The 23,963-nt window shown below is 62.9% G+C and carries 21 protein-coding genes and 3 pseudogenes; 11 read left to right on the top strand and 13 right to left on the bottom strand.

What is annotated here, in order from left to right:
* Positions 1–76: 76 nt before the first annotated feature.
* The 3 genes from F8N82_RS17735 to F8N82_RS17745 are packed head-to-tail and all read left to right on the top strand — an operon-like array spanning position 77 to position 5,004.
* Positions 77–1,450 carry a TolC family outer membrane protein gene (locus F8N82_RS17735; RefSeq protein WP_038996498.1) on the top strand — a complete coding sequence of 458 codons (1,374 nt, stop codon included), beginning with the start codon at positions 77–79 and terminating at the stop codon, positions 1,448–1,450.
* A gap of 39 nt (positions 1,451–1,489) precedes the next feature.
* Positions 1,490–3,637 carry a type I secretion system permease/ATPase gene (locus F8N82_RS17740; protein ID WP_371857239.1) on the top strand — a complete coding sequence of 716 codons (2,148 nt, stop codon included), beginning with the start codon at positions 1,490–1,492 and terminating at the stop codon, positions 3,635–3,637.
* 11 nt (positions 3,638–3,648) lie between these two features.
* The gene (locus F8N82_RS17745; protein WP_038996500.1) at positions 3,649–5,004 is read left to right on the top strand and encodes an HlyD family type I secretion periplasmic adaptor subunit; all 1,356 of its coding nucleotides are present in this window, start codon (positions 3,649–3,651) and stop codon (positions 5,002–5,004) included.
* A gap of 89 nt (positions 5,005–5,093) precedes the next feature.
* On the opposite strand, the gene F8N82_RS17750 is transcribed toward F8N82_RS17745, so the two are convergent.
* The 4 genes and pseudogenes from F8N82_RS17750 to F8N82_RS17760 all read right to left on the bottom strand — a co-directional run bounded on the left by F8N82_RS17750 (position 5,094) and on the right by F8N82_RS17760 (position 8,366).
* Complete coding sequence (locus tag F8N82_RS17750) at positions 5,094–5,693, bottom strand: tRNA-uridine aminocarboxypropyltransferase (protein WP_038996501.1); 600 nt, start codon at positions 5,691–5,693, stop codon at positions 5,094–5,096.
* A 78-nt stretch (positions 5,694–5,771) separates the two neighbouring features.
* A pseudogene (locus F8N82_RS27655) lies at positions 5,772–6,746 on the bottom strand (methyl-accepting chemotaxis protein); the annotation flags it as partial.
* A gap of 279 nt (positions 6,747–7,025) precedes the next feature.
* Positions 7,026–7,337: pseudogene (locus F8N82_RS27660) on the bottom strand (PAS domain-containing protein); the annotation flags it as partial.
* A gap of 135 nt (positions 7,338–7,472) precedes the next feature.
* A complete protein-coding gene (locus F8N82_RS17760) occupies positions 7,473–8,366 on the bottom strand; it encodes a LysR family transcriptional regulator (RefSeq protein WP_038996504.1) in 894 nt (297 codons plus the stop codon).
* Between the two features lie 222 nt (positions 8,367–8,588).
* Here F8N82_RS17760 and speB point away from each other — a divergent pair, with 222 nt between their 5' ends.
* Together speB and F8N82_RS17770 are read left to right on the top strand one after the other, a co-directional pair.
* Entirely contained in the window at positions 8,589–9,539 is a 951-nt protein-coding gene (gene speB / locus F8N82_RS17765) for an agmatinase (RefSeq protein ID WP_038996505.1), read from the top strand.
* 145 nt (positions 9,540–9,684) lie between these two features.
* Positions 9,685–11,064 carry a sodium:solute symporter gene (locus F8N82_RS17770; RefSeq protein ID WP_038996506.1) on the top strand — a complete coding sequence of 460 codons (1,380 nt, stop codon included), beginning with the start codon at positions 9,685–9,687 and terminating at the stop codon, positions 11,062–11,064.
* Between the two features lie 54 nt (positions 11,065–11,118).
* Here F8N82_RS17770 and F8N82_RS17775 read toward each other — a convergent pair whose 3' ends face one another.
* From F8N82_RS17775 to F8N82_RS17790, 4 genes and pseudogenes are all read right to left on the bottom strand, one after another.
* A complete protein-coding gene (locus tag F8N82_RS17775) occupies positions 11,119–11,244 on the bottom strand; it encodes a PA1414 family protein (RefSeq protein WP_010223057.1) in 126 nt (41 codons plus the stop codon).
* A gap of 124 nt (positions 11,245–11,368) precedes the next feature.
* Positions 11,369–11,680 (bottom strand): annotated as a pseudogene (locus F8N82_RS17780) (LysR substrate-binding domain-containing protein); the annotation flags it as partial.
* Complete coding sequence (locus F8N82_RS17785) at positions 11,670–12,596, bottom strand: DMT family transporter (RefSeq protein WP_038996509.1); 927 nt, start codon at positions 12,594–12,596, stop codon at positions 11,670–11,672. The gene F8N82_RS17785 and the pseudogene F8N82_RS17780, both read right to left, overlap by 11 nt.
* A 109-nt stretch (positions 12,597–12,705) precedes the next feature.
* On the bottom strand, positions 12,706–13,098 hold the full coding sequence (locus F8N82_RS17790; protein WP_038996510.1) for a hypothetical protein: 393 nt from the start codon (positions 13,096–13,098) through the stop codon (positions 12,706–12,708).
* Positions 13,099–13,224: 126 nt separating this feature from the next.
* On the opposite strand from F8N82_RS17790, the gene F8N82_RS17795 reads away from it, so the two are divergent.
* Complete coding sequence (locus F8N82_RS17795; RefSeq protein WP_038996512.1) at positions 13,225–13,494, top strand: hypothetical protein; 270 nt, start codon at positions 13,225–13,227, stop codon at positions 13,492–13,494.
* A gap of 91 nt (positions 13,495–13,585) precedes the next feature.
* Here the strand turns inward: F8N82_RS17795 and F8N82_RS17800 are convergent, their stop codons facing one another.
* Positions 13,586–14,911: a DEAD/DEAH box helicase gene (locus F8N82_RS17800; RefSeq protein WP_038996513.1), complete on the bottom strand. Its 1,326-nt coding sequence runs from the start codon at positions 14,909–14,911 to the stop codon at positions 13,586–13,588.
* A 143-nt stretch (positions 14,912–15,054) separates the two neighbouring features.
* On the opposite strand from F8N82_RS17800, the gene F8N82_RS17805 reads away from it, so the two are divergent.
* Positions 15,055–16,356 carry a mechanosensitive ion channel family protein gene (locus tag F8N82_RS17805; protein WP_038996514.1) on the top strand — a complete coding sequence of 434 codons (1,302 nt, stop codon included), beginning with the start codon at positions 15,055–15,057 and terminating at the stop codon, positions 16,354–16,356.
* On the opposite strand, the gene F8N82_RS17810 is transcribed toward F8N82_RS17805, so the two are convergent.
* The 3 genes from F8N82_RS17810 to F8N82_RS17820 all read right to left on the bottom strand — a co-directional run bounded on the left by F8N82_RS17810 (position 16,297) and on the right by F8N82_RS17820 (position 18,510).
* Entirely contained in the window at positions 16,297–17,175 is an 879-nt protein-coding gene (locus tag F8N82_RS17810) for a carboxylate/amino acid/amine transporter (RefSeq protein ID WP_038996515.1), read from the bottom strand. The genes F8N82_RS17805 and F8N82_RS17810 overlap by 60 nt on opposite strands.
* A 311-nt stretch (positions 17,176–17,486) precedes the next feature.
* Complete coding sequence (locus tag F8N82_RS17815; RefSeq protein WP_038996516.1) at positions 17,487–18,086, bottom strand: FMN-dependent NADH-azoreductase; 600 nt, start codon at positions 18,084–18,086, stop codon at positions 17,487–17,489.
* 109 nt (positions 18,087–18,195) lie between these two features.
* Positions 18,196–18,510, bottom strand: a complete 315-nt coding sequence (locus F8N82_RS17820; protein ID WP_038996517.1) for a hypothetical protein — start codon at positions 18,508–18,510, stop codon at positions 18,196–18,198.
* Between the two features lie 49 nt (positions 18,511–18,559).
* On the opposite strand from F8N82_RS17820, the gene F8N82_RS17825 reads away from it, so the two are divergent.
* The 4 genes from F8N82_RS17825 to F8N82_RS17840 all read left to right on the top strand — a co-directional run bounded on the left by F8N82_RS17825 (position 18,560) and on the right by F8N82_RS17840 (position 22,757).
* Positions 18,560–19,483: a LysR family transcriptional regulator gene (locus tag F8N82_RS17825; RefSeq protein WP_038996518.1), complete on the top strand. Its 924-nt coding sequence runs from the start codon at positions 18,560–18,562 to the stop codon at positions 19,481–19,483.
* 14 nt (positions 19,484–19,497) lie between these two features.
* Entirely contained in the window at positions 19,498–20,310 is an 813-nt protein-coding gene (locus F8N82_RS17830) for an alpha/beta fold hydrolase (RefSeq protein ID WP_038996519.1), read from the top strand.
* A complete protein-coding gene (locus tag F8N82_RS17835; protein WP_038996520.1) occupies positions 20,304–20,861 on the top strand; it encodes a peptidylprolyl isomerase in 558 nt (185 codons plus the stop codon). The genes F8N82_RS17830 and F8N82_RS17835 overlap by 7 nt, the downstream gene beginning before the upstream one ends.
* Before the next feature lie 63 nt (positions 20,862–20,924).
* The gene (locus F8N82_RS17840) at positions 20,925–22,757 is read left to right on the top strand and encodes an ABC transporter ATP-binding protein (protein ID WP_038996521.1); all 1,833 of its coding nucleotides are present in this window, start codon (positions 20,925–20,927) and stop codon (positions 22,755–22,757) included.
* Positions 22,758–22,825: 68 nt separating this feature from the next.
* On the opposite strand, the gene F8N82_RS17845 is transcribed toward F8N82_RS17840, so the two are convergent.
* Positions 22,826–23,950, bottom strand: coding sequence for a GNAT family N-acetyltransferase (locus tag F8N82_RS17845; protein WP_038996522.1), 1,125 nt, complete (start codon positions 23,948–23,950; stop codon positions 22,826–22,828).
* Positions 23,951–23,963 lie beyond the last annotated feature (13 nt).

Consider the following 23,963-nt stretch of genomic DNA (forward strand, 5'->3'; position numbering starts at 1 on the left):
CGGTTTGACCTCAGGTTTTCGTCACTTTTTTGACGAACTGCAGGACCATTATTAGGAATTCAGGGAGAAGTACCCCATGCGCGTTTTGACCCCCATCACCAGCGCGATTCTGTTGGCCATGGCATGTGCCAATGCCCAGGCGATGTCAATTAATGAAGCTGTGCAAAACGCCGTGGATAATCATCCGGAGATCAATGCCAGCAGGAACAGCCGGCTGTCGGCCGATGAAGACGTGAAGTTCGCCAGAGGCGGTTACTTCCCGACCGTCGACCTGGTGGCCGGTTATGGTCGGCAGCGTTCCGACAACACCAATACCCGTGGCTTCAACGCCGACGGCACGCGCAACCACAATAAAGAGACACTGACCTACACCCAGTCCGACCTGCGTCTGCGGCAAATGCTCTTCGATGGCTTCAACACCCCCAATGAAGTCGGACGTACCGAAGCGGTGGTGAATTCGCGCGCCTACTACACACAGGCCACCGCCCAGTCCATCGCCCTGCGCGCCATCGAGGTGTATCTGGAAGTGCTCAAGCGCCGCGAGCTGGTAACCCTGGCCAAGAACAACCTGCAGGCGCACCTGCGGGTCAACGACCAGATCGGCCTGCGCAGCGAGCGCGGCGTCGGCAGCATCGCCGACCGCGACCAGTCCACTGCCCGTCGCGCCCTGGCGGAAAACAACCTGTACACCGCCGAGGTCGACCTGGCCGATGCTGAAGCCAACTTCTACAGTGTCGTTGGCCGCCCAGCCGATGAACTGGAAACCCCGGTAACCATCAAGGGCGAAGTGCCTGGCGACCTGGGCGCTGCACGCCAGGACATGCTCGACAACAACCCCTACCTGAAGTCCGCCCAGGCCGACGTCAATGCCGCCGAGCAGCAATACGAAGTGGCCAAGTCGCCGTTCTACCCGCGCCTGGACGCGGTGCTGGCCACCGGTGCCAACAACAACACCGCAGGCCAGGTCGGCCACGACAACAACGACTGGCAGGCCGGTGTCGAGCTCAGCTACAACCTGTTCCGCGGCGGCAGCGACAAGGCCCGCCTGCAGTCCGATGCGCACAAGATCAACCAGGCCATGGACATCCGCAATAACGCCCTGCGCCAGCTCAACGAAGACCTGGCGCTGTCGTGGAACGCCATGAACAACGCCCGGGTGCAGTTGCCAGTGGCGCGCGAGTACGCCGAGACCAGCACCCGCGTACGGGCGGCCTACCAGGACCAGTTCGGCCTCGGCCAGCGCACCCTGCTCGACCTGCTCGACAGTGAAAACGAGCTGTACAACGCCAACCGCCGCTACACCGAAGTGCGCTACACCGAAGAGTTCTCCATGTACCGGGTCCTGGCCAACATGGGTGAGCTGCTGAACAAGCAGCGCATCTCGCTGCCGCCCGAGGCGATCGCCAAGAGCGAAGTGAAGAGCGAGGCGCGTTTGCCCGATATGCGCTAACCCTCTCACCCGCTGCAGGAGTAGGCGACTGTGACCAGCATGCAACCTGCGAGCTCGGCAATAGATCCGCGCCAGAGTTTCGATGACCCGTTACTCGATGGCTTGCTGATCCTTTGCAAGCTGCATGGTTGCTCTGTCAGCCGCGCCGGCCTGAGTGCCGGTCTGCCCCTGCCCGAGCAACGCCTGAGCCTTGAGCTGCTGCCCCGCGCAGCCGCTCGGGCCGGGCTGCAGGCGCGGGTGCTACGGCGTGAACTGGGAGCGATCTCGGCGCTCAACCTGCCGGTGCTGTTGCTGCTCAAGGACGGTCGCTGCGCGGTGCTGCGCCGCTGGGGCGATGACGGCCGGGCGCTGATCCTGCCCTGTGAGGCCGAAGGTGGCGAGCAGTGGGTCAGCCGCGATGAGTTGCTTGAAGCCTACGCCGGCGAGGCGCTGTTCGCCCGCCCCCGCCACGAACTCGAAGACCTGCGGGCGCCGTTGATGCCACGGGTCAACGCCTGGTTTCGCGACACCCTGAAGCTGTCACGCTGGCTGTACAGCGACGCCATTCTCGCCAGCCTGCTGATCAACCTGCTGGGGCTGATGGTGCCCTTGTTCGTGATGCAGACCTACGACCGCGTGGTACCCAACCAGGCCACCTCGACGCTGTGGGTACTGAGCGCCGGCCTGCTGATCGGCACCCTGTTCGAATTGACCCTGCGCGTGGTTCGCGCCCACCTGCTCGACCAGGCCGGGAAAAAGACCGACCTGATCCTCTCCGCCACCTTGTTCGAACGCATCACCGGCATGTCGATGAAAGCCCGCCCGGCCACCGTCGGCGGCTTTGCCCAGAGCATTCATGACTTCCAGGGCTTGCGTGAATTTCTTACCGCAGTGACCCTGACCAGTATCATCGACCTGCCGTTCGTGGTGCTGATGCTGGCGGTGATCGGCCTGCTTGGCGGCTGGCTGGTGGTGATCCCGCTGATCGCCTTTCCGGTCACCATCTTCTTTGCCCTGTTCATTCAGGTGCGCCTGCGCGACACCGTGCAAAAAAGCCTGGCCCTGGGCGCGGTGCGCCAGGCCTTGCTGATCGAAACCCTCGGCGGCCTGGAAACCCTCAAGGCCTGCAGCGCCGAAAGCGAGCGCCAGTACCAATGGGAAAGCACCCATGGCGCCCTCACCCGCCTTGACGCCCACGCCCGCAACCTGTCGGCGCTGGCCACCAACGGCACGCTGTTCATCCAGCAGTTCTGCGGCATGGCCACCATTGTTGCCGGGGTTTACAGCATCATCGCCGGCAACCTCAGCGTCGGCGCCCTGGTTGCCAGCTATATGCTTGGCAGCCGCGTGCTGGCACCGCTGGGGCAGATCGCTGGACTGATCACCCGCTACCAGCAGGCGCAACTGACCATGCGCAGCACCGATGCGCTGATGGCCCTGCCGCAGGAACGCCAGGCCGGCCAGCAGCCACTGGAGCGTACGCAGTTGCATGGTGCGCTCGACGTCAGCCATGTGAGCTTTCGCTACCACGGGCAGAACGCCGCCGCCCTCAACGGCATCAGCTTCAGCGTCAAGCCGGGCGAACGCATCGGCATCATCGGCCGCAGCGGCTCGGGCAAGAGCACCCTGGCGCGGCTGCTGATGGGCTTTTATGCCCCGGACGAAGGGCAGATCCTGCTCGACAACCTCGACCTGCGCCAGCTGGACATCGCCGACCTGCGCCACCAACTGGGCTATGTCGCCCATGACCTGCCCTTGCTGGCCGGCAGCCTGCGCGACAACCTGACCCTCGGCGCGCGCTATGTCAGTGACGCGCGCATGCTCGAAGTCGCCGAACTGACCGGCGTCAGCGAGTTGGCCCGCCAGCACCCGCAAGGCTTCGACCGCCCGGTGGGCGAGCGCGGCCAGTTGCTCTCCGGCGGCCAGCGCCAGGCGGTACTGCTGGCCCGGGCGATGCTGCTCGAGCCGCCGATCATGATCCTCGACGAACCCACCAGCCATATGGACAACAGCAGCGAAGACCAGCTGCGCCAGCGCCTGCATGGCTGGGTCCAGGGCAAGACTCTGCTGCTGGTCACCCACCGCACCTCGATGCTCAGCCTGGTTGACCGGCTGCTGGTGCTGGACAACGGCAAGATCGTTGCCGACGGGCCGAAGGAAGCGGTCATCGATGCACTGCGCAAAGGCCGCGTTGGCGCGGCACTCTAGGGGGTCCATCCATGTCCGTAAGCCAAGGCCTGCGCAGTTACTTCCAGAGTTTCGGCAAGACCGCCGAACGCGAGTTCATGCCCGAAGTGGCCGGCGCCACCCTGCAGGACTCGCCGCGCCTGTCACGCATCACTGTGTGGCTGGCTGCGGGCTTGTTGCTGGTGGCGCTGCTGTGGGCCAAATTCGCCGTGCTCGATGAAGTGACCATGGGCGAAGGCAAGGCCATTCCATCAAGCAAGGTCCAGGTGATCCAGAACCTTGAAGGCGGCATCGTCACCGAGATCTTCGTACGCGAAGGGCAGATGGTGAACAAGGGCGATACCTTGCTGCGCCTGGACGACACGCGTTTTCTGTCCAACAAGGGTGAGAGCGAAGCCGACCGCTTTGCCCTCACCGCCCAGGTCGAGCGCCTTTCCGCCGAAGCCGAAGGCCGGCCGTTCCAACTCTCCGAAGAAGTGCGCAGCAAGGCGCCGCAGGTGGCTGAGGACGAGCTGTCGCTGTACCAGTCGCGCCAACGCCGGCTGATCAGCGAGAAGCAGACCCTCAACGAACAGCTGCGGCAGAAGACTCAGGAACTGGCCGAATTCCGCTCCAAGGTCGAACAGTACCGCTCGGCCCTGGCCCTGTTGCAGCAGGAGCTGAACATGTCGACGCCGCTGGTCGGCACCGGGGCGATTTCACCGGTGGAGATCCTGCGCCTCAAGCGCAGCACCGTTGAAGCCCGCGGCTCGCTCAACGCCACCAGCCTGGCGATCCCCCGCGCCGAAGCGGCAGTGGCCGAGATCAAGAGCAAGATCGAAGAGTCCGAGGCCGGGTTTCGTTCGGAAGCAGCCAAGGAGCTCAACGAGAAACGCACCGACCTGTCGAAGATCACCGCCTCGAGCATCGCCATCGATGACCGGGTAACCCGCACCACCGTGGTTTCGCCGGTGCACGGGATCATCAAGCTGCTCAAGGTCAACACCATCGGCGGCGTGGTCCAGCCCGGCAGCGACCTGCTGGAGATCGTGCCGCTGGAAGACAACCTGCTGATCGAGGCCAAGGTGCGTCCGCAAGATGTCGCCTTCCTGCACCCTGGGCAGTCGGCGATGGTCAAGTTCAGCGCCTACGACTACACCATCTATGGGGGCCTGAAGGCCAAACTCGAACTGATCAGTGCCGACACCGTCACCGACGACAAGGGCAACGCCTTTTATCTGATCCAGGTGCGTACCGACAAAAACCACCTGGGCGGTGACAACAAACCGCTGCTGATCATCCCCGGCATGACCGCCACGGTGGATATCATCACCGGGCACAAGAGCGTGCTCGATTACCTGCTCAAGCCGGTGCTCAAGGCACGTACCGAAGCGATGCGCGAACGCTGAGGCGTTCGCATCACGGGGCAAGCCCGCTCCCACAGAATTGCCGCCTGCAGATCCAAGGTGGCAGAGGGCTTGCCCCGCGATCAGCCAGGTCAGCGCAAATGATTACGCTCGTACGTCTCGCGCCCCATCGCCGCAATCTGCCCCTCGATCAGCGCCTCGAACGGTCGTAGTAGCGCATCGAAGTTCTGCGGCGCCTCCAGCACGTTCAATGCCTGCACCACCGCCTCAAGGGTGGACAACGCCCCCGCCTGCGGCGCCTTGCGCAGGCGATAGCGCGAAGGCAGCACCTGGGCCAGGGTCACCCGCGGCAAGGCGGCCAACAACGGATTCACATGCAGCAGCTTGCTCGCCTTGCGCCAGGTGCCATCCGGTACCACCAGTTGCCACGGCCGCTGATCCTCGCCGTCGGTATACGCCACCAGCGGCTGCGCTTGATCGCCCGGAAACAGCAAGGCACTGCGGTAACCCGGCGCCTGCAGCAGTTGCGCCAGATCCTCGAACACTTCGCCCACCTGCAGTTCGGCATTGCGCAAGCCAAGCGCCGCCAGCTTGGCGGTATTGAGGGCATGGCGCACTTCGCTGGGATGTTGCAGCAACAGCACGCGGGTGCGGCTATCGAGGGACGGGATCAACGGGCAAAGGCAATGAGCGTGTGGGCGCAAACAGCGCTCGCAGTGAATTCTGGACATCGGGTTCTCCTGAGCGGGCAAAGTGTGCCACAGCAGTCCCGAAAAAAGCCCACTTCCCTGTGGGATAGACGAAAAGCTTCAGCGGTTGAAACGTTCAGCCAGGCTGTACAGGTAATCGGCCATACGTTCGAGGTCCTGGCTGATCTCGGCGCCCTGCTTGGCCTGCCCGGCGCTGTGATCGCAAAGCTGGGCGATGCGGGTGATCTGCTGGTTGATGTCTTCGGCGACATGGCTTTGCTGTTCGGACGCCGTCGCCATTTGCTGGCTCATGCCAGTGATGCGGCTGACCGCCTGGGTGATCCCCACCAACGCCGACTGCACCGCCTCGACGCTGTGCACGCTGTCACGGGAGATCTGCTCGCCCTTGCTGGCACTGGACACCGCTCGCTCGGCCCCGGCACGCAACGAGGCGATGATCTGGTGGATTTCCTCGGTCGAGGTGCGGGTGCGCTGGGCCAGCGAGCGCACCTCGTCGGCGACCACGGCAAAGCCCCGGCCCTGCTCCCCGGCGCGCGCCGCTTCAATCGCCGCATTGAGCGCCAGCAGGTTGGTCTGCTCGGCAATCGAGGTGATGACATCGACCACGCTGCCGATCGACTGGGTCTGGTCGGCCAGGGCATTGACCGCCTGGCCGATGTCGCTGACCGCCTCGGCCATGCTGCCCATGGCGCGCAGGCTTTGCTGCGCCAGGTCACTGCCCTGCTGGGCCAGGTGATCAGCGTCAGAGGCAGCTATGGCGGTGTTCTGCACGTTGTGCGTCACTTCCTGGATGGTCGCCGCCATTTGCGCAATCGCCGTGGCCGACTGGTCGGTTTCGCTACGCTGCTTGTCGAGCATCTGCGCCTGGGCCCCGGACAGGTCCGAGGATTGCGCGGCGCGCGCCTTGACCCCGATACCGGCATCGACCAGGCGCGTCAGCGCTGTCTGCAACCGGGCTTCTTCACTGATGATCGCCAGGTCCAGCTGGCCTTGCAGGCCGCTGTTGTCGCTGTAGGTCAGGGCTACCAGGGGGCTGGTGAAGGCTTTCGGGTGTTCGTCCAGGGTACGCCGGATCACCCGGTTCTGCCGTGCCTCGATCAGGTACCAGGCGCTGAGCAAACTGGTCATCAATACGCCCAACGCGGCGTACTGCGGCAGCCACAGGTAGCTGATCGCCGACAGCATGCCCGCCCCCACCAATGGCCAGCCATGCTCCAGGCTCCCGCCAAGCCGCGCCGCCAACGGCACCGGGCTTCGCCCCTGACGCAACCGCGCATACAGCGCTGTGGCCCGGCGGATCTGCTCGCGGGTCGGTACCGAGCGCACCGACTCGTAGCCGCTGATCCGGCCGTTCTCGTAAATCGCCGTGACGTAGGCACTGACCCAGTAGAAATCGCCGTTCTTGGCGCGGTTTTTCACTACGCCCATCCAGGGTTTGCCTTGTTTGATGGTTTCCCACATATGGCCGAACACTGAGGGCGGCATGTCCGGATGACGCACCAGGTTGTGCGGCTGACCGAGCAATTCTTCATAGGTAAAACCGCTGATGGCGACAAAGGCGTCGTTGCAATAGGTGATGCGGCTGTTGAGGTCGGTAGTGGAAATCAGCCGCTGTTCGCTCGCAAAGGTTCTTTCATGCTCAGTGACGGGCAAATTCATGCGCATCTGGGCGATCCCTGCTTAGGAGATGATGGGAATTTCATCAAGCCAATACAGGTTTAGCAGAGCAATTACGGGGCTGCGGCCGATATTTTCAGGTTTTTTTGCAGCCGCGACTCAATTTTTCAGTGGCGGTTTCGTTCAGGCAGGAGTGAGTTGCGCCTTGAGCAGATCGCGGAAGGTCTGAATCAAAGGTTCTCGGCTGCGGCCACGGCGAATGATCATGGAGAACGGCGCCTGATAGCCGAAGGTCGCCGGCGATAGCACGCGCAAATCCCCCTTGTCGGCCCAGGCCTGGGCGTAGTGCTCCGGCAGGTAGCCGATGTAGGCGCCTGACAACACCAGGATCAGCTGCGCCTCCATACTCTCCACCGTTGCCGCGCTGTGTTTGAAGCCATGGCGAGCGAGCTCGGCCTGGCTCCAGTAACCGCGACCGACCATGCGCTGCTGGGTAATCACCTGCTCGGGAATGCGCCGCTCGTTGAACAGCGGGTGACGGTTGCTGCAATACAGCCAGTGCTGCTCGCGGTACAACGGCTGATAGACCAGGCCGCTCATACGGGTGGAAAAGGCACCGATGGCCAGGTCCAGGCGGTTGTCCTGCACCCCCAGTTGCAGCTCGTAGGGGCTCGATACCGACAGGTGCAAATGCACCGCCGGGTGTTCCTGGCTGTAGGCACCGATGGCCTCGGCCAAGGGCAAGGCCCGATCCCCCACAGTGGAGTCGATTACTCCCAGGTTGAGAGTGCCGCGCAATTCGCCCTTGAGCGCCGCCGCGTATTGCTCGAAACCGTCCATTTCCGCCAACAGGCGCAAGGTCTCCTGGTGGAACAGTTCGCCCTTGCTGGTCAGGCTGAAACCGCCGCGGCCGCGATGGCAGAGGACAATGCCCAATGCCGCCTCCAGCTGGCTCATGTAGGTACTGATCGCCGAAGTCGACAGGTTCAGTTCGCGCTGGGCATTGGCAAACCCCTGATGACGCACGACGCTGACGAAGATGCGCAGGAGTTTCAGGTCGGGCAAGGCAGAGGCCATCTGAGAGCGGTCCGTAGGGCAACAGATGGCCGGATTCTAACCCCACCGACGGCATTAGTTCAGGAAAACCTGAACTAAGTATTTGCCTGTAGCGATTCTTTTCATCCACTACCTTTTGCAGACTCTGCCGCAATCCACCTGCTTGCCGGCCTTTAAGGGTTTGTCCCGGGCCAGCCAGACAGGTTCCAACAACTACAACAATCGAATCGATGAGGCCCGACCGTGGACAAGATTCTGCACCAACCACTGGGCGGCAACGAAATGCCGCGCTTCGGCGGCATCGCCACCATGCTCCGTCTCCCTCACTTGCAAAGCGCCGAAGGCCTGGATGCCGCATTTATCGGCATCCCCCTGGACATCGGCACCTCGCTGCGCTCCGGCACCCGCTTCGGCCCGCGGCAGATCCGCGCCGAATCGGTGATGATCCGCCCGTACAACATGGCCACTGGCGCTGCACCCTTCGATTCGTTGTCGGTTGCCGATATCGGCGACGTGGCAATCAACACCTTCAACCTGCTCGACGCCGTGCGGATCATTGAAGAAGCCTACGACGAGATCCTCGAACACAACGTCATCCCCATGACCATGGGCGGTGACCACACCATCACCCTGCCGATCCTGCGGGCGATCCACAAGAAGCACGGCAAGGTCGGGCTGGTGCATATCGATGCCCACGCCGACGTCAACGACCACATGTTCGGCGAGAAGATCGCCCACGGCACCACCTTCCGCCGCGCCGTCGAAGAAGGCCTGCTGGACTGCGACCGCGTGGTACAGATCGGCCTGCGCGCCCAGGGCTATACCGCCGAGGACTTCAACTGGAGCCGCAAGCAGGGCTTTCGTGTGGTCCAGGCCGAAGAGTGCTGGCACAAGTCGCTGGCGCCATTGATGGCTGAAGTGCGCGAGAAAGTCGGTGGCGGCCCGGTGTACCTGAGCTTCGACATCGACGGTATCGACCCAGCCTGGGCGCCCGGCACCGGCACCCCGGAAATCGGCGGCCTGACCACCATCCAGGCGATGGAAATCATCCGCGGCTGCCAGGGCCTGGACCTGATCGGCTGCGACCTGGTGGAAGTCTCGCCACCTTATGACACCACCGGCAACACCTCGCTGCTGGGTGCCAACCTGCTGTACGAAATGCTCTGTGCACTGCCGGGCGTGGTTCGCCGCTAACGGTTGTACACAAGGAGTTGCAACAGGGCAGGAGCCATGACAGTCGGGCCGCAACGACGGCCCGCTGAGTAGACGAATGACCTGGCGTCAGGCTTGCCTGGCGCCGGGGTCGATCTCACCATAATAAAGATAATTGGAGACACCCATGGCCTTGGACATATTCGTTGTTCTGATCTATGCGGCCGGCATGCTCGCGCTCGGCTGGTTCGGCATGCGCCGGGCAAAAACCCATGAAGATTACCTGGTGGCCGGGCGTAACCTGGGCCCAAGTCTGTACATGGGCACCATGGCCGCCACGGTCCTGGGCGGCGCTTCGACCGTCGGCACCGTGCGCCTGGGCTATGTCCACGGGATTTCCGGATTCTGGCTGTGCGCGGCACTGGGCCTGGGCATCATTGCCCTGAACCTGTTCCTGGCCAAGCCGCTGCTGCGCCTGAAGATCTTCACCGTCACCCAGGTGCTGGAAAAGCGCTACAACCCCATGGCCCGCCAGGCCAGCGCAGTGATCATGCTGGCTTACGCACTGATGATCGCGGTGACCTCGACCCTGGCCATCGGCACTGTCCTGCAAGTGCTGTTCGACCTGCCGTTCTGGGGCGCGATTCTGCTCGGTGGTGGCGTAGTAGTGGTGTACTCGACCATTGGCGGCATGTGGTCGCTGACCCTGACCGACATCGTCCAGTTCGTGATCAAGACCGTCGGCCTGATGTTCGTCCTGCTGCCCATCTGCCTGTACAAGGTTGGTGGCTGGGATCAACTGGTGGCCAAGCTGCCGGCCAGCAACTTCAGCCTGACCACCATCGGTTGGGACACCATCATCACCTACTTCCTGATCTACTTCTTCGGCATCCTGATCGGCCAGGATATCTGGCAACGGGTGTTCACCGCCCGTGACGAGAAGGTCGCCAAGTACGCGGGTACCACTGCGGGTGTCTATTGCGTGATCTACGGCCTGGTCTGCGCGCTGATCGGCATGACCGCGCACATCCTCCTCCCGGACCTGGACAACGCCAACAACGCCTTCGCCGCCATCGTCAAATCCACCCTGCCCGATGGCATCCGTGGCCTGGTAATTGCCGCTGCACTGGCCGCGATGATGTCCACCGCCAGTGCCGGCCTGCTGGCAGCCTCGACCGTGCTGACCGAAGACCTGCTGCCAAAACTGCGCGGCGGCAAACAGTCGAGCCTGGGCATCAACCGCCTGTTTACCCTGCTGACCGGGATTGCCGTGCTGGGTATCGCCCTGGTGGTGACCGATGTGATCAGCGCCCTGACCCTGGCCTACAACCTGCTGGTAGGCGGCATGCTGGTTCCGCTGATCGGCGCTATTTACTGGAAGCGCGCCACCACCGGTGCTGCAATCACCAGTATGACCCTGGGCTTCGTCACTGCCCTGGGGTTCATGATCAAGGATGGGATGGATGCCAACACGCCGATCTACTACAGCCTTGCGATCGGCCTGGTGAGCTTTGTGGTAGTCAGCCTGCTGTCGCGCCGCCCGGTAGGCGCCGTCAACCTGGCCTGACCGATAGGTGCACAACGGCCGTCGCATCAGCAATGATGCGGCGGCCTACGTGTTTTAGCGACGTGGCTGGCGCTTGCGCTGTTCTTCGTCGGTTGGGATCGGCACCGGCTGCAGCGGTGGCGGGATCAGGCCCAAGGCAGCGGCCAGGTCGTGGAGCCAGTTGAACAGATGGTTTCTCATAACTCCCCCTTACGGGTCAGCCTGCACGGCGAATAAATCCTGCGATGCTTCATACAGATCATAGTCCCAAGTATTGCAATGCGCATGTCTCTACAGCATGAGGTGGGGGCAAGTTTGATCTCAATCAAGCCTCCTGCGCCATCTGCGCTGCATGAGTAACTGTTTCCCCTTGTTGCAAATCGATCCAGGCGCTCAAGTTCGCCCCACGCATGCCCTCGCGCCACATCAACCAAGTGGTGGCCTGATCGAACGGCGCCCGCAAACGATGCACCGCCACCCGCTCCCGCCCCGGCAGGCTGTCGAGCATCGACTGCGCCATTAGCGCCACCCCGGCCCCGGCAATCACACAGGCCTGCATGCTCGGATACGACTCGATTTGGCCAGCGGCCTGTTGCTCGCGGGCCTGCAGCTGTTGCGCCCGCAGGCTAGCCGAGCAGGCTGCGCAGGCGTCGGCGCACCCACTGCTCAGCGCTGACCAACGTCACCCCGAGCAGCACCATGACCGCCCCGAGGACGAAGTTCAGGCTCAGTGGCTCGCCGAGCAACAGCACACCGAAGGTCACCCCGAACAACGGGGTAATGAAGGAGAACACTGCCAGGTTCGAGGCCAGGTAGCGGCGCAGCAGCCAGAACCAGGTCAGGTAGCTGAAGAACGACACGATCAGGCCCTGAAACAGCAGGCTGCCGAGCGCCAGCGGGGTGAACTGCACGTGGGTGACCTGACCACTGGCGACAGCAATCAGCAGCAAGCCGGCGAAACCCACCGCCAATTGGTAGAACAGGGTCAGGGTCGCCGGCGCTTCGGACAGCCGCGAGGCGCGCACCACCACAGTGGTTGCGCCCCAGGCCAGGCCCGCCAGCACACCGAAGGCATCGCCAAGCAGCATGCGCCCGTCCAGATGCTCAAGGGAAATGCCACCGGCGAAGGCAAAGGCAATGCCGCCAAAGGCCAGGAGAATGCCCAGCCATTGCAAAGGCCGCAGCCGCTCGCTGGGCAGCATGAAATGCAGGCCCAGGGCGGTGAACACCGGTGCGGTGTAGAGGAATACCGACATGTGCGCCGCCGATGTCAGCTTCAGGCCTTCGGCGATGAACAGAAACTCCAGGCCGAACAGGGACCCTGCCAGCAGCCCGCCGCGCCAGGTGCTGGCGACCTGATCCCAGCCGCCGCGAAAACACATCAACAGGCCGACCAGCACCGCCGCCATGCCCGAGCGCATGGCCTGCTGCATCACCGGGGCGATATCCGGCGCGGCCCACTTGATCATCACCTGCTGGATGCCCCAGATCAGGCACAGCACCAGCATCACCTGCAGGGCAAAGGCATCGGTATTGCGGCGGCTGGCGCTCATCGGGCGCCCCCGGTTTCAGGCAACGACATGGCAGGCTCTCGGCAGAAGTGGATCCAGCGCCGATTATCAGCGGCGGCAACCGCTCAATGCCAGCCTTGTGTGAGCAGCTTCAGGCAATCTGCGCCTTGGAGGCCAACTGATCGAAGGTCGCTTCGTCGAGTGGATCTGCTTGCTCATCCAGTACCTGACGCGGGTGATCGTTGCCCGGAATACTGCTGTCCAGCAGGCTCAACAGCCGCGAGCCGCGCTCGGTGAGGATGAAATTCTCGCCGTTGCCGCCCTCGTCTTCCGGGCGCGAAGCAAAGTAACCGCGCTCGAACAGTAACTTTTCGTACTCACATGCCAGCGTTTTCAGATGATCGAGATCGCCCGGAGCCGCGCCCTCAGCCGCGAGCTGGGCAGCATGCTGCTCGGCGTAGGGCCGTGGGGTAAAACTGTGCCCGGCGCTGTTCTGTGCCTCGTGCAACAGGCGTTCGATCAGGTCCCAGTCGTAGGTGGTCATCGGCATAGCCTCAATCAGGGGTCGGTAAGATTGTGACCGGTGCGCGCGGCGGCGGTTCGACTGAACTTTAGCGGCCGTGCCAGGCTCAACCGCACGACTTCACCGTGATTGCACAGGAGCCTGCCGATGAAGACCCTGTTGAACATTGCAGCCGCCGCCAGCCTGCTGCTGGCCCTGCCCAGCTGGGCTTGCACCCTGGAAGAAGCGACGGCCAAACGCGAAGAACTGGCCAGGGAAGTGAGCAAGCTCACCGAACAGAACCCGCAGAAGGCCAAGGAGATCAACGATGAGTTGCAGAAGATGGCGCTGGGCACGGCCAGCAAGGATTTGCCGGACAAGTGCCAGCTGATCGACAAGCGGTTGCAGGAACTGAAGACCGCTGAGAAGAAGACTTGAAATCGGGGTGAAGCTATCGCTGGCAAGCCAACTCCCACAAGGTCTGTAGAAAACCTGTGGGAGCCGGCCTTGCCGGCGATGAGGCCTGCGCTTACTCCGCCGCCGGCGCCGGCTTGCGACGCTTGAGCGGTGCCAGGCCATCGGCGCTGGCCAGCGGGGCGTTAGGCTTTGGCTTGGCCGTCGGCTTGCGCTTGGCTACGACCTTCTTGTCGCCTTTCTTGTCAGCCTTTTTCTTCTTCACACCGGCCGCTTTGCCCGAGGCCTTGACCTTCTTCGGCCCGGTGTAGGTGCCTTTGACTTCTTTGATCACCCGGCGCTCGAAGGTCTGCTTGAGGTAGCGCTCGATGCTCGACATCAGGTTCCAGTCGCCGTGGCAGATCAGCGACACCGCCAGGCCTTCGTTACCGGCACGGCCGGTACGACCAATACGGTGCACGTACTCGTCACCGCTGCGCGGCATGTCGAAGTTGATCACCAGGTCCAGGCCGTCGACGTCCAGGCCGCGGGCGGCAACATCGGTAGCAACGAGGATCTTGGCGCCGCCCTGCTTCAGGCGCTCGATGGCCAGCTTGCGGTCTTTCTGGTCCTTGTCGCCGTGCAGGACGAAAGCCTTGTAGTCCTTGGCCACCAGGTGACCGTAGATGCGGTCGGCCATCACCCGGGTGTTGGTGAAGATGATCGCCTTGTCGTAGGTCTCGTTCTGCAGCAGCCACTGCACGATCTGTTCTTTGTGCTGGTTGTGGTCGGCGGTGATGATCTGCTGACGGGTGCCTTCGGCCAGTTGGCTGACGCTGTTGAGCATCAGGTGCTCAGGGGTTTTCAGCACCTTGCCGATCATGTCGCGCAGGCCGGCACCGCCGGTGGTGGCGGAGAACAGCATGGTCTGTTCGCGGTTCGGGCATTCGTTGCACAGGCGCTCGACGTCTTCGGCAAAGCCCATGTCGAGCATGCGGTCGGCTTCGTCGAGCACGATCACCTGGACATGCTCCAGGTGCAGGTTGCCGGCGTTGAGCTGCTCGAGCAGGCGGCCCGGAGTGCCGATCAGCACGTCCGGCACCTTGCGCAGCATGGCGGCCTGTTCCTTGAAGTCTTCACCACCGGTGATCAGGCCGGCCTTGATGAAGGTGAACTGGGAGAAGCGCTCGACTTCCTTGAGCGTCTGCTGGGCCAGCTCGCGGGTTGGCAACAGTATCAGGGCGCGAATCTCGACACGCTTCTGCTTGAGGTCAACCAGGCGGTTAAGCATCGGCAGGACGAAGGCTGCGGTCTTGCCGCTACCGGTTTGCGCCGTCACCCGCAGGTCACGCCCTTGCAATGCCAAGGGAATGGCCGCTGCCTGCACCGGCGTCGGCTCGACAAATTTCAGCTCGGCCACGGCTTTGAGCAGGCGTTCGTGCAGGGCGAATTGGGAAAACACGGGTGTACCTCGGGCATGTGCAAAAAATTCAGTTGCATAGGGTAACGTTTTCCGGCGTCGGCGCCGAATTTCTTTTGGCACCTTGGCGCCAATCCGGGCTCTAATAGCCTTGTTTTCGACTTGCGGACACCTTCGACACGGTTATGGACATTCAACAGATGTGGCAAAACGCCCTGGACCTCTGGGGCACTCTCGATCAACACCCGCTGCTGCACGCCGGTATCGGCCTGGGCGTCTTGCTGGTGATCGCCCTGGTGCTCGGCCGCGTGGCGCGTTTTCTGGTGCTGCACGCCGCCCGCCTGCTCGGTCGCCAACCCGCCCTGCACTGGGTCAATGACCTGCGCGAGAACAAGGTATTCCAGCGCCTGGCCCAGACCACCCCTTCACTGGTGGTGCAGTTTGGCCTGAAGCTGGTGCCGGAGCTGAGCGCCACCAGCCAGCATTTCCTCGGCAACGTCGCCCTGGCCTTCACCATCCTGTTCCTGACCCTGGCCCTGAGCGCCCTGCTCGATGCCCTGCTGGACATCTACGCACGCACCGAACATGCCCGCACCCGCTCGATCAAGGGCTATGTGCAACTGGCCAAGATGGTCCTGTTCGTGTTCGGCGCCATCGTCATCGTCGCCACCCTGATCGACCGCTCGCCACTGTTGCTGCTCTCCGGTCTGGGTGCTATGTCGGCGGTGATCCTGTTGGTCTACAAGGACACCCTGCTGTCGTTCGTCGCCAGCGTGCAGTTGACCAGCAACGACATGCTGCGGGTCGGCGACTGGATCGAGATGCCCCAGGTCGGCGCCGACGGCGATGTGGTGGACATTACCCTGCACACGGTCAAGGTACAGAACTTCGACAAGACCATCGTCTCCATCCCCACCTGGCGCTTGATGTCCGAATCGTTCAAGAACTGGCGCGGCATGCAGCAATCGGGCGGGCGGCGGATCAAGCGCAGCCTGTTCATCGATGCCGGCGGCGTGCGTTTTCTGACCGATGAAGAACAACAGCGCCTGGGCAACGTACGCCTGCTGAGCGATTACATGGCGCGCAAACGCAGCGAGCTGCATGCCTGGAACGAAGCCCAGGGGCCGGTGGCGGCGCTCTCGGCCAACCGCCGGCGGATGACCAACATCGGCACCTTCCGCGCCTATGCCCTGGCGTATCTGAAAAGTCACCCGGACATCCAGCCGAACATGACCTGCATGGTCCGCCAGATGCAAACCACCGCCCAGGGCGTACCGCTGGAGATCTACTGCTTTACCCGCACCACGGCGTGGGCCGAGTACGAGCGGATCCAGGGCGATATCTTCGACTACCTGCTGGCAGTGTTGCCGGAGTTCGGCCTGAGCCTGTACCAGCAACCCAGCGGCAACGACCTGCGTGCCGGCCTGTTACCCTCGACCCTGCCCAGCCAGCAGCGGGCGCTGAGTGCCGAGACGACTGAGCCATAGCGACGCCAGGATCACCGCCCCGCCGATGAACAACCGGCCCAGCGGCTCATGCTGGTTCCAGATCAGCAAGTTGAGCAGCAAGCCGACCGGCACATGCAGGTTGTTCATCACTGCCAGGGTGCCGCCTGAAACCAGGCAGGCGCCCTTGTTCCACCAGTACAACCCCAACGCCGTCGGGCACAGACCGAGAAACAGCAGCACCAGCCATTGCACGTCGGTGCTCGGCAGGTGCTGGGTGTTGCCGAACAGCAAGAAGGCCGGCAGCACCACCAGCAAGGCGCCGAGGTAGAAATAGCCGAAACGCCGGTAATGCGGCAGGTCGCTGGGGTTGCGCGCGATCAGGTGGCGGTACAGCACCTGCCCGGCGGCATAGGTGAAGTTGGCCAGTTGCAGCAGCAAGAAGCCGATGAAGAAGTCCGGGCTGATGCTGTCGAAGCGAATCACCGCCGCACCGGCGACCGCCACCAGCGCCGCCACCAGCGCCCAGGGGTTGAAACGCCGATTGAGGGCGTCTTCGATCAGGGTCACGTGCAAGGGCGTGAGGATGGTGAACAGCAGCACCTCCGGCACCGTCAGCACCCGGAAGCTCAGGTACAGGCAGACATAAGTGATGCCGTATTGCAGCGCACCGATCAGCAGCATCGAACGCATGAAGCGCGGTTCAACCTGGCGCCAGCGGGTCAGCGGCAGGAACACCAGCCCGGCCAGCAGCACCCGCGCCAGCACGGCGAAATAGCTGTCGACATGCCCCGCCAGGTACTCGCCGATCAGGCTGAAGGAAAACGCCTGGATCAGCGCGACGATCAATAAATAGCCCATGTTGGCCCCTTGCTGTGGAGGCGGCGACCTTAGCGGTTACCGGCAAACCCGGCAACTGCTGAAGGCCTTGCGGGCCTGCGGGAGCTGGCTTGCCTGCGATCGAGCGCGAAGCGGTCGCAATCCAGACGCCACCTGATGTGTTGGTGGTACTGGCCTCATCGCAGGTCACGTCGAGTCGTCGCACCGCCGCTCCCACAGACAGTTGCTCGCACAGCAATCACCATAAAAAAGCCCGGTCATGCGCAAGGCAGTGACCGGGCAGGTACACCCAAAGGAGCAACAGGTGTCAGGCGGGAAAATTCATTGCTGGCTCAGGCCACCGCGGCGAGCTGTGCCTTGGCCTGGTTCAGGCCCTTCTCGTGGAAGTCACCGCCCATGTTCAGGCCTTCAGCGTGGATGAAGGTCACGTCATGGATACCGATAAAGGCCATGACCTGGCGCAGGTAGGGTTCCTGGTGATCGCTGCTGGCACCGGCATGGATGCCACCGCGAGCAGTGAGGATGTAGGCGCGCTTGCCGGTCAGCAGGCCCTGGGGCCCGGTTTCGGTGTACTTGAAGGTGATGCCGGCGCGCAGTACGTGGTCCAGCCAGGCCTTGAGGGTGCTGGGGATGGTGAAGTTGTACATCGGCGCCGCCAGGACCAGTACATCGGCCGCCAGCACTTCATCAGTCAATTCGTTGGAGCGGGCCAGGGCCTGCAGCTCTTCGGCATTGCGCTGAGCTTCGGGTTTCATCCAGCCACCGAGCAGGTTGCCATCCAGGTGCGGCACCGGGTTGACGGCCAAGTCGCGCAAGGTCACTTGGTCGCCAGGGTGGGCGGCTTGCCACTGGCTGACGAAGTCGCGGGTCAGTTGCCGGGAGATCGAGTCCTGCTGGCGGGCGCTGCTTTCGATGACGAGTACACGGGACATGGGGCTTGCCTCCATCGGCGAGTTCGGTAAGTCGATGGAGGCAAGATTAATGATTGACCTATCGATAAAAAAGCGTAAAAACTGGGTCCAACCTATCAGTTAAATTGTTTTATTGCGGTTTGCAGCTCAAGGCGATGCGCAACTTGATGATTTCGCGGTTGAACTTGGCGGTGGCATCGACGCTTTTTTTCGCCGGCACATTCACCCGGCGCACCCGTGGCGCTTCCGGGCCATTGCGGAAGGTCACCTTGCACTGCGCATCAACCTCGCCATAGTTATTGACGGTAATCGAGCCGATGTCACGGTCGGTGTCGTAGGTGGTGTAGTCGACCTTGACGCCGTCGATGTCCTTTTCCACGTCGATGGGATAGGCCAGGGCCGTGAGCGGAAGCAGGGCCAGCAATACAGCACAACATTTCTTCATACGACGCTCTCCATGAAAGAGCGTCAGCTTAGGACAACAGGAGCCGAAGATGAAAGCGCCGCGCGTTACCCTGGATCAGTGGCGGACCCTGCAGGCGGTGGTCGACCACGGCGGCTTTGCCCAGGCCGCCGAAGCCCTGCACCGCTCGCAATCCTCGGTGAGCTACACCGTAGCGCGCATGCAGGACCAGCTCGGCGTACCGCTGCTGCGTATCGACGGGCGCAAGGCGGTGCTGACCGAGGCCGGCAACGTGTTGCTGCGCCGCTCGCGGCAACTGGTCAAGCAGGCCAGCCAGCTCGAAGACCTGGCCCATCACATGGAACAGGGCTGGGAAGCCGAAGTGCGCCTGGTGGTCGATGCCGCCTACCCCAATGCCCGCCTGGTCCGCGCCCTGAGCGCGTTCATGCCGCAAAGCCGTGGCTGCAGGGTGCGCCTGCGCGAAGAGGTGCTGTCCGGGGTTGAAGAGGTGCTGCATGAAGGCGTCGCCGATCTTGCCATCAGTGGCTTCAACATTTCCGGCTACCTGGGCACCGAACTCAGTTCGGTGGAGTTCGTCGCCGTCGCCCACCCCGAGCACAGCCTGCACCGCCTGGGCCGGGAACTGAACTTCCAGGACCTGGAAAGCCAGCTGCAGGTAGTGATCCGTGACTCCGGCCGCGCGCAGCCGCGCGACGTCGGCTGGCTGGGCGCCGAGCAGCGCTGGACCGTCGGCAGCCTGGCCACCGCTGCCACCTTCGTCAGCAGCGGCCTGGGCTTTGCCTGGCTGCCGCGTCATTTGATCGAGCGCGAGCTGCGTGAAGGCCTGCTCAAGCCATTACCGCTGGATCAGGGTGGCAGTCGCCACCCACTGTTCTACCTTTACTCCAACAAGGACAAACCCCTGGGCCCGGCGACGCAAATCCTCGTCGAATTGCTGCGCAATTTCGACACCGCGCCGCTGGACGTGCCCTTCGCCGCGCCCGCCCAAGCCTGATAGGAATCACGCCGATGGCCTACTTCGAACATGAAGGTTGCTCGCTGCACTACGAGGAATACGGCCAGGGCGAGCCGCTGGTGCTGCTGCACGGCCTGGGCTCCAGTTGCCAGGACTGGGAAATGCAGGTACCGGAGCTCGCCCGCCACTACCGGGTGATCCTCATGGACATCCGTGGCCATGGCCGCTCCGACAAGCCCCGTGAGCGCTACAGCATCGCCAGCTTCAGCGCCGACCTGCTGGCCCTGCTCGAGCAATTGCAGACCGGCCCCGTGCACCTGGTCGGGCTGTCCATGGGTGGCATGGTCGGCTTTCAGTTTGCCGTCGATCACCCCGAGTGGCTGCGCAGCCTGTGCATCGTCAACAGCGCCCCGGAGGTCAAGCGCCGCAGCCGCAGCGACTGGATCTGGTGGGCCAAGCGCTGGGCCCTGGCGCGGCTGCTGAGCCTTGAAACCATCGGCAAGGGCCTGGCCGAGCGGCTGTTCCCCAAGCCGCAGCAGGCCGATTTGCGCCGCAAGATGGCCGAGCGCTGGGCCAAGAACGACAAACGCGCGTATCTCGCCAGTTTCGACGCCATTGTCGGCTGGGGCGTGGCGGAACGCCTGGGGCAGATTCGCTGTCCTACGCTGGTCATCAGCGCCGACCAGGATTACACCCCGGTACAACTCAAAGAGCGCTACGTTGCCCTGATTCCACATGCACGGCTGGCGGTAATCGAAGATTCCCGGCACGCTACGCCCCTGGATCAACCTCACGTATTCAATCAGACGCTGCTGCAGTTCCTGGCGGCGTCCACCACCTCTCAAGGATCATTGAGCCCATGCTGAAAAAACTCCTGCTCGCCACCTGCTCGGTCGTCTTCGCCACCAGCCTGATGGCTGCCGAAAAAGCGCCTCATGTACTGCTGGATACCAGTTTTGGCCAGATCGAAGTCGAATTGGACCCCGTCAAGGCACCGATCAGCAGCAAGAACTTTCTGCAATATGTGGACAGCGGCTTCTACAACAACACCATCTTCCACCGGGTGATTCCGGGCTTCATGGTCCAGGGCGGTGGTTTCACCGAGCAGATGGTGCAAAAGAACACCAAAGACCCGATCCGCAATGAAGCCAGCAATGGCCTGCATAACACCCGTGGCACGCTGTCGATGGCCCGCACCTCGAACCCCAACTCGGCCACCAGCCAGTTCTTCATCAACGTCGCCGACAACGCCTTCCTCGACCCGGGCCGTGACGCCGGTTACGCGGTGTTCGCCAAAGTGGTCAAAGGGATGGACGTAGTCGACCAGATCGTCAACTCGCCAACCACGGCCAAGAAAGGCATGCGCGATGTGCCGGTCGACCCGGTGTTCATCAAGTCGGCCAAACGTATCGACTGACCCCAGGCTTCACAGGGACGTGAACCAGGCCCAAGGGTCTAATGAACAGGAGTTACCGTTTTCATGTTGTTTCGCCGTTTCGAAAAACTGATCGACATCTTCCGGGAGGCGCCGACCGCGGCGCCGCCCACCACGGTATGGCCGTTCTACGTGTATTACCTGCGCCAGGTCTGGCCGAGCTTTGCCGCCCTGCTGGTGATCGGCCTGATCGGTGCGCTGATCGAAGTGGCGCTGTTCAGCTACCTGAGCCGGATCATCGACCTGGCCCAGGGCACGCCGAATATCAACTTTTTCAGCGAGCACGCCGGCGAGCTGATCTGGATGCTGGTGGTGGCGCTATTGCTGCGCCCAGTGTTCGTTGGCCTGCATGACCTGCTGGTGCACCAGACCATCAGCCCGGGCATGACCAGCATGATCCGCTGGCAAAACCACAACTATGTGCTCAAGCAGAGCCTGAACTTCTTCCAGAGCGATTTCGCCGGGCGCATCGCCCAGCGCATCATGCAAACCGGCAACTCGCTGCGCGATTCGGCGGTGCAGGCGGTGGATGCACTGTGGCATGTGCTGATCTACGCGATCAGCTCGCTGGTACTGTTTGCCGAGGCCGACTGGCGGCTGATGCTGCCTTTGATCACCTGGATCACCTGCTACATCGGCGCGCTCTACTACTTCGTGCCACGGGTCAAAGCCCGGGCCGTCATCTCCTCCGATGCCCGCTCCAAGCTCATGGGCCGCATCGTCGACGGCTACACCAACATCGCCACCCTGAAACTCTTCGCCCACACCGACTTCGAGCAGCAGTACGCCCGCGAAGCGATCAGCGAGCAGACCGAGAAAACCCAGCTGGCCGCCCGGGTGATCACCAGCATGGACGTGGTCATCACCAGCCTCAACGGCTTGCTGATCGTCAGCACCACGGGCCTGGCCCTGTGGCTGTGGACCCAGTCGCTGATCAGCGTCGGCGCCATCGCCCTGGCCACCGGCCTGGTGATCCGTATCGTCAACATGTCCGGCTGGATCATGTGGGTGGTCAACGGCATCTTCGAGAACATCGGCATGGTCCAGGATGGCCTGCAGACCATTGCCCAGCCGGTCAGCGTCACCGACTCGCCGAGCGCGCCCCGGCTCAAGGTCGATCGCGGCGGGGTGAAATTCGACAACGTCAGTTTTCACTATGGCAAGGGCAGCCGCATCATCGACGGCCTCAACCTGGACATCCGCCCGGGCGAGAAGATCGGCCTGATCGGCCCGTCCGGCGCCGGCAAGTCGACCATGGTCAACCTGCTGCTGCGCCTCTACGACCTGGAAAGCGGGCGTATCCTCATCGATGGCCAGGACATCGCCCAGGTGACCCAGACCAGCCTGCGCGCGCAGATCGGCATGATCACCCAGGACACTTCGCTGCTGCACCGTTCGATTCGCGAGAACCTGCTGTATGGCCGGCCCGACGCCACCGAAGAAGAGCTGTGGGAAGCGGTACGCCGGGCGCGCGCCGACGAGTTCATCCCGCAGCTGTCCGACGCTCAGGGTCGTACCGGCTTCGATGCCCATGTGGGTGAGCGCGGGGTCAAGCTCTCTGGCGGCCAGCGCCAGCGCATCGCCATCGCCCGGGTATTGCTCAAGAATGCACCGATCCTGATCATGGACGAAGCGACTTCAGCGCTGGATTCGGAAGTTGAAGCGGCGATCCAGGAAAGCCTGGAAACCCTGATGCAGGGCAAGACCGTGATCGCCATTGCCCACCGGCTGTCGACCATCGCCCGCATGGACCGTTTGGTGGTACTGGAAAAAGGCCGGATTGCCGAGATGGGCAGCCATTCTGAGCTGCTTGCGCATCAAGGTTTGTATGCGCGGTTGTGGCATCACCAGACTGGCGGGTTTGTCGGGATCGACTGACAGTAACCTCATCGCGGGGCAAGCCCGCGCTCCCACAGTGGGAGCGGGCTTGCCCCGCGATGACGCCCTCAACCTTGCCGATAAGGCAAAGCCAAACGGGCTTCCCCGGCATACGCCAACACCCCTGCCCGCTCCTGCTCCAGGAATTCCTCCACCGCCCGGCGCAAGCCCGGGTGCAGCAGGTAATGCCAAGAGCGGGTAATCACCGGTTCAAACCCGCGAATCAACTTGTGCTCACCTTGCGCCCCGGCATCGAAACGCTGCAGGCCTTCGGCAATCGCCAGGTCCATGCCTTGGTAGAAACAGGTCTCGAAGTGCAGCCGGTCGAATTCGTCCAGGCACCCCCAGTAACGGCCATACAGGCTGCCACCACCGACCAGGCTGAAGGCCATGGCGACATCGCGCCCGCCCTGGCGCGCCATCACCACACGAATCGCTTCAGGCATGCGCTCAGCCAGCAGGCTGAAGAACTCCCGGGTCAGGTAAGGCGCGCGACGGCGTACGGCATAGGTATTGGCATAGCAGGCAAAGACGAAATCCCACTGTGCTTCACTCAGTTCATCTGCGCGAAACCAACGAAACTCGATGCCCTGCCCCGCCACCTGCTCGCGTTCCTTGCGCATTTGCTTGCGCTTGCGTGAACTCAAGGTGTCGAGAAAATCCTGAAAATCGCGGTAGCCCTGGTTACGCCAATGAAACTGGCAACCCAGGCGTTCCATCCAGCCATCGCGCTCGCGCATCAGCGCATCAGCGCACTCATCGGTGAAATTGATATGAGCGCCGGACATCCCCTGTTCGAACAGCTCATCCGTCAACTGATCCACCAGCTCGGCCGCCGCCTGCGGGTCGCCAAGCAAGCGCGGGCCGGTCACCGGCGAGAACGGCACGGCGCAGAGCAGCTTGGGGTAGTAGGCAATTCCCGCCCGCTCACAGGCATCGGCCCAGCCGTGGTCGAACACGTACTCGCCAAACGAATGGCTCTTCACATACGCCGGCAAGGCCGCGCGCAACTGGCCGGTGCTGTCGGTCAGCAACTGATGCGCGGGGCTCCAGCCGGTGTGGCGACTGACGCTGCCGCTGTCCTCCAGGCTGGTCAGAAAGGCGTGGCGCAGGAACGGCTGCTCCTGCGGCACCAGGGCATCCCAGGTGGCAGGCGTGAGTTCGGTAAGGTGTTGCAGGATGAGCTTGGGCATTGGCGCAGTCTGC

This window comes from Pseudomonas fluorescens, from assembly GCF_902497775.2.
GTDB classification, from domain to species: domain Bacteria; phylum Pseudomonadota; class Gammaproteobacteria; order Pseudomonadales; family Pseudomonadaceae; genus Aquipseudomonas; species Aquipseudomonas putida_F.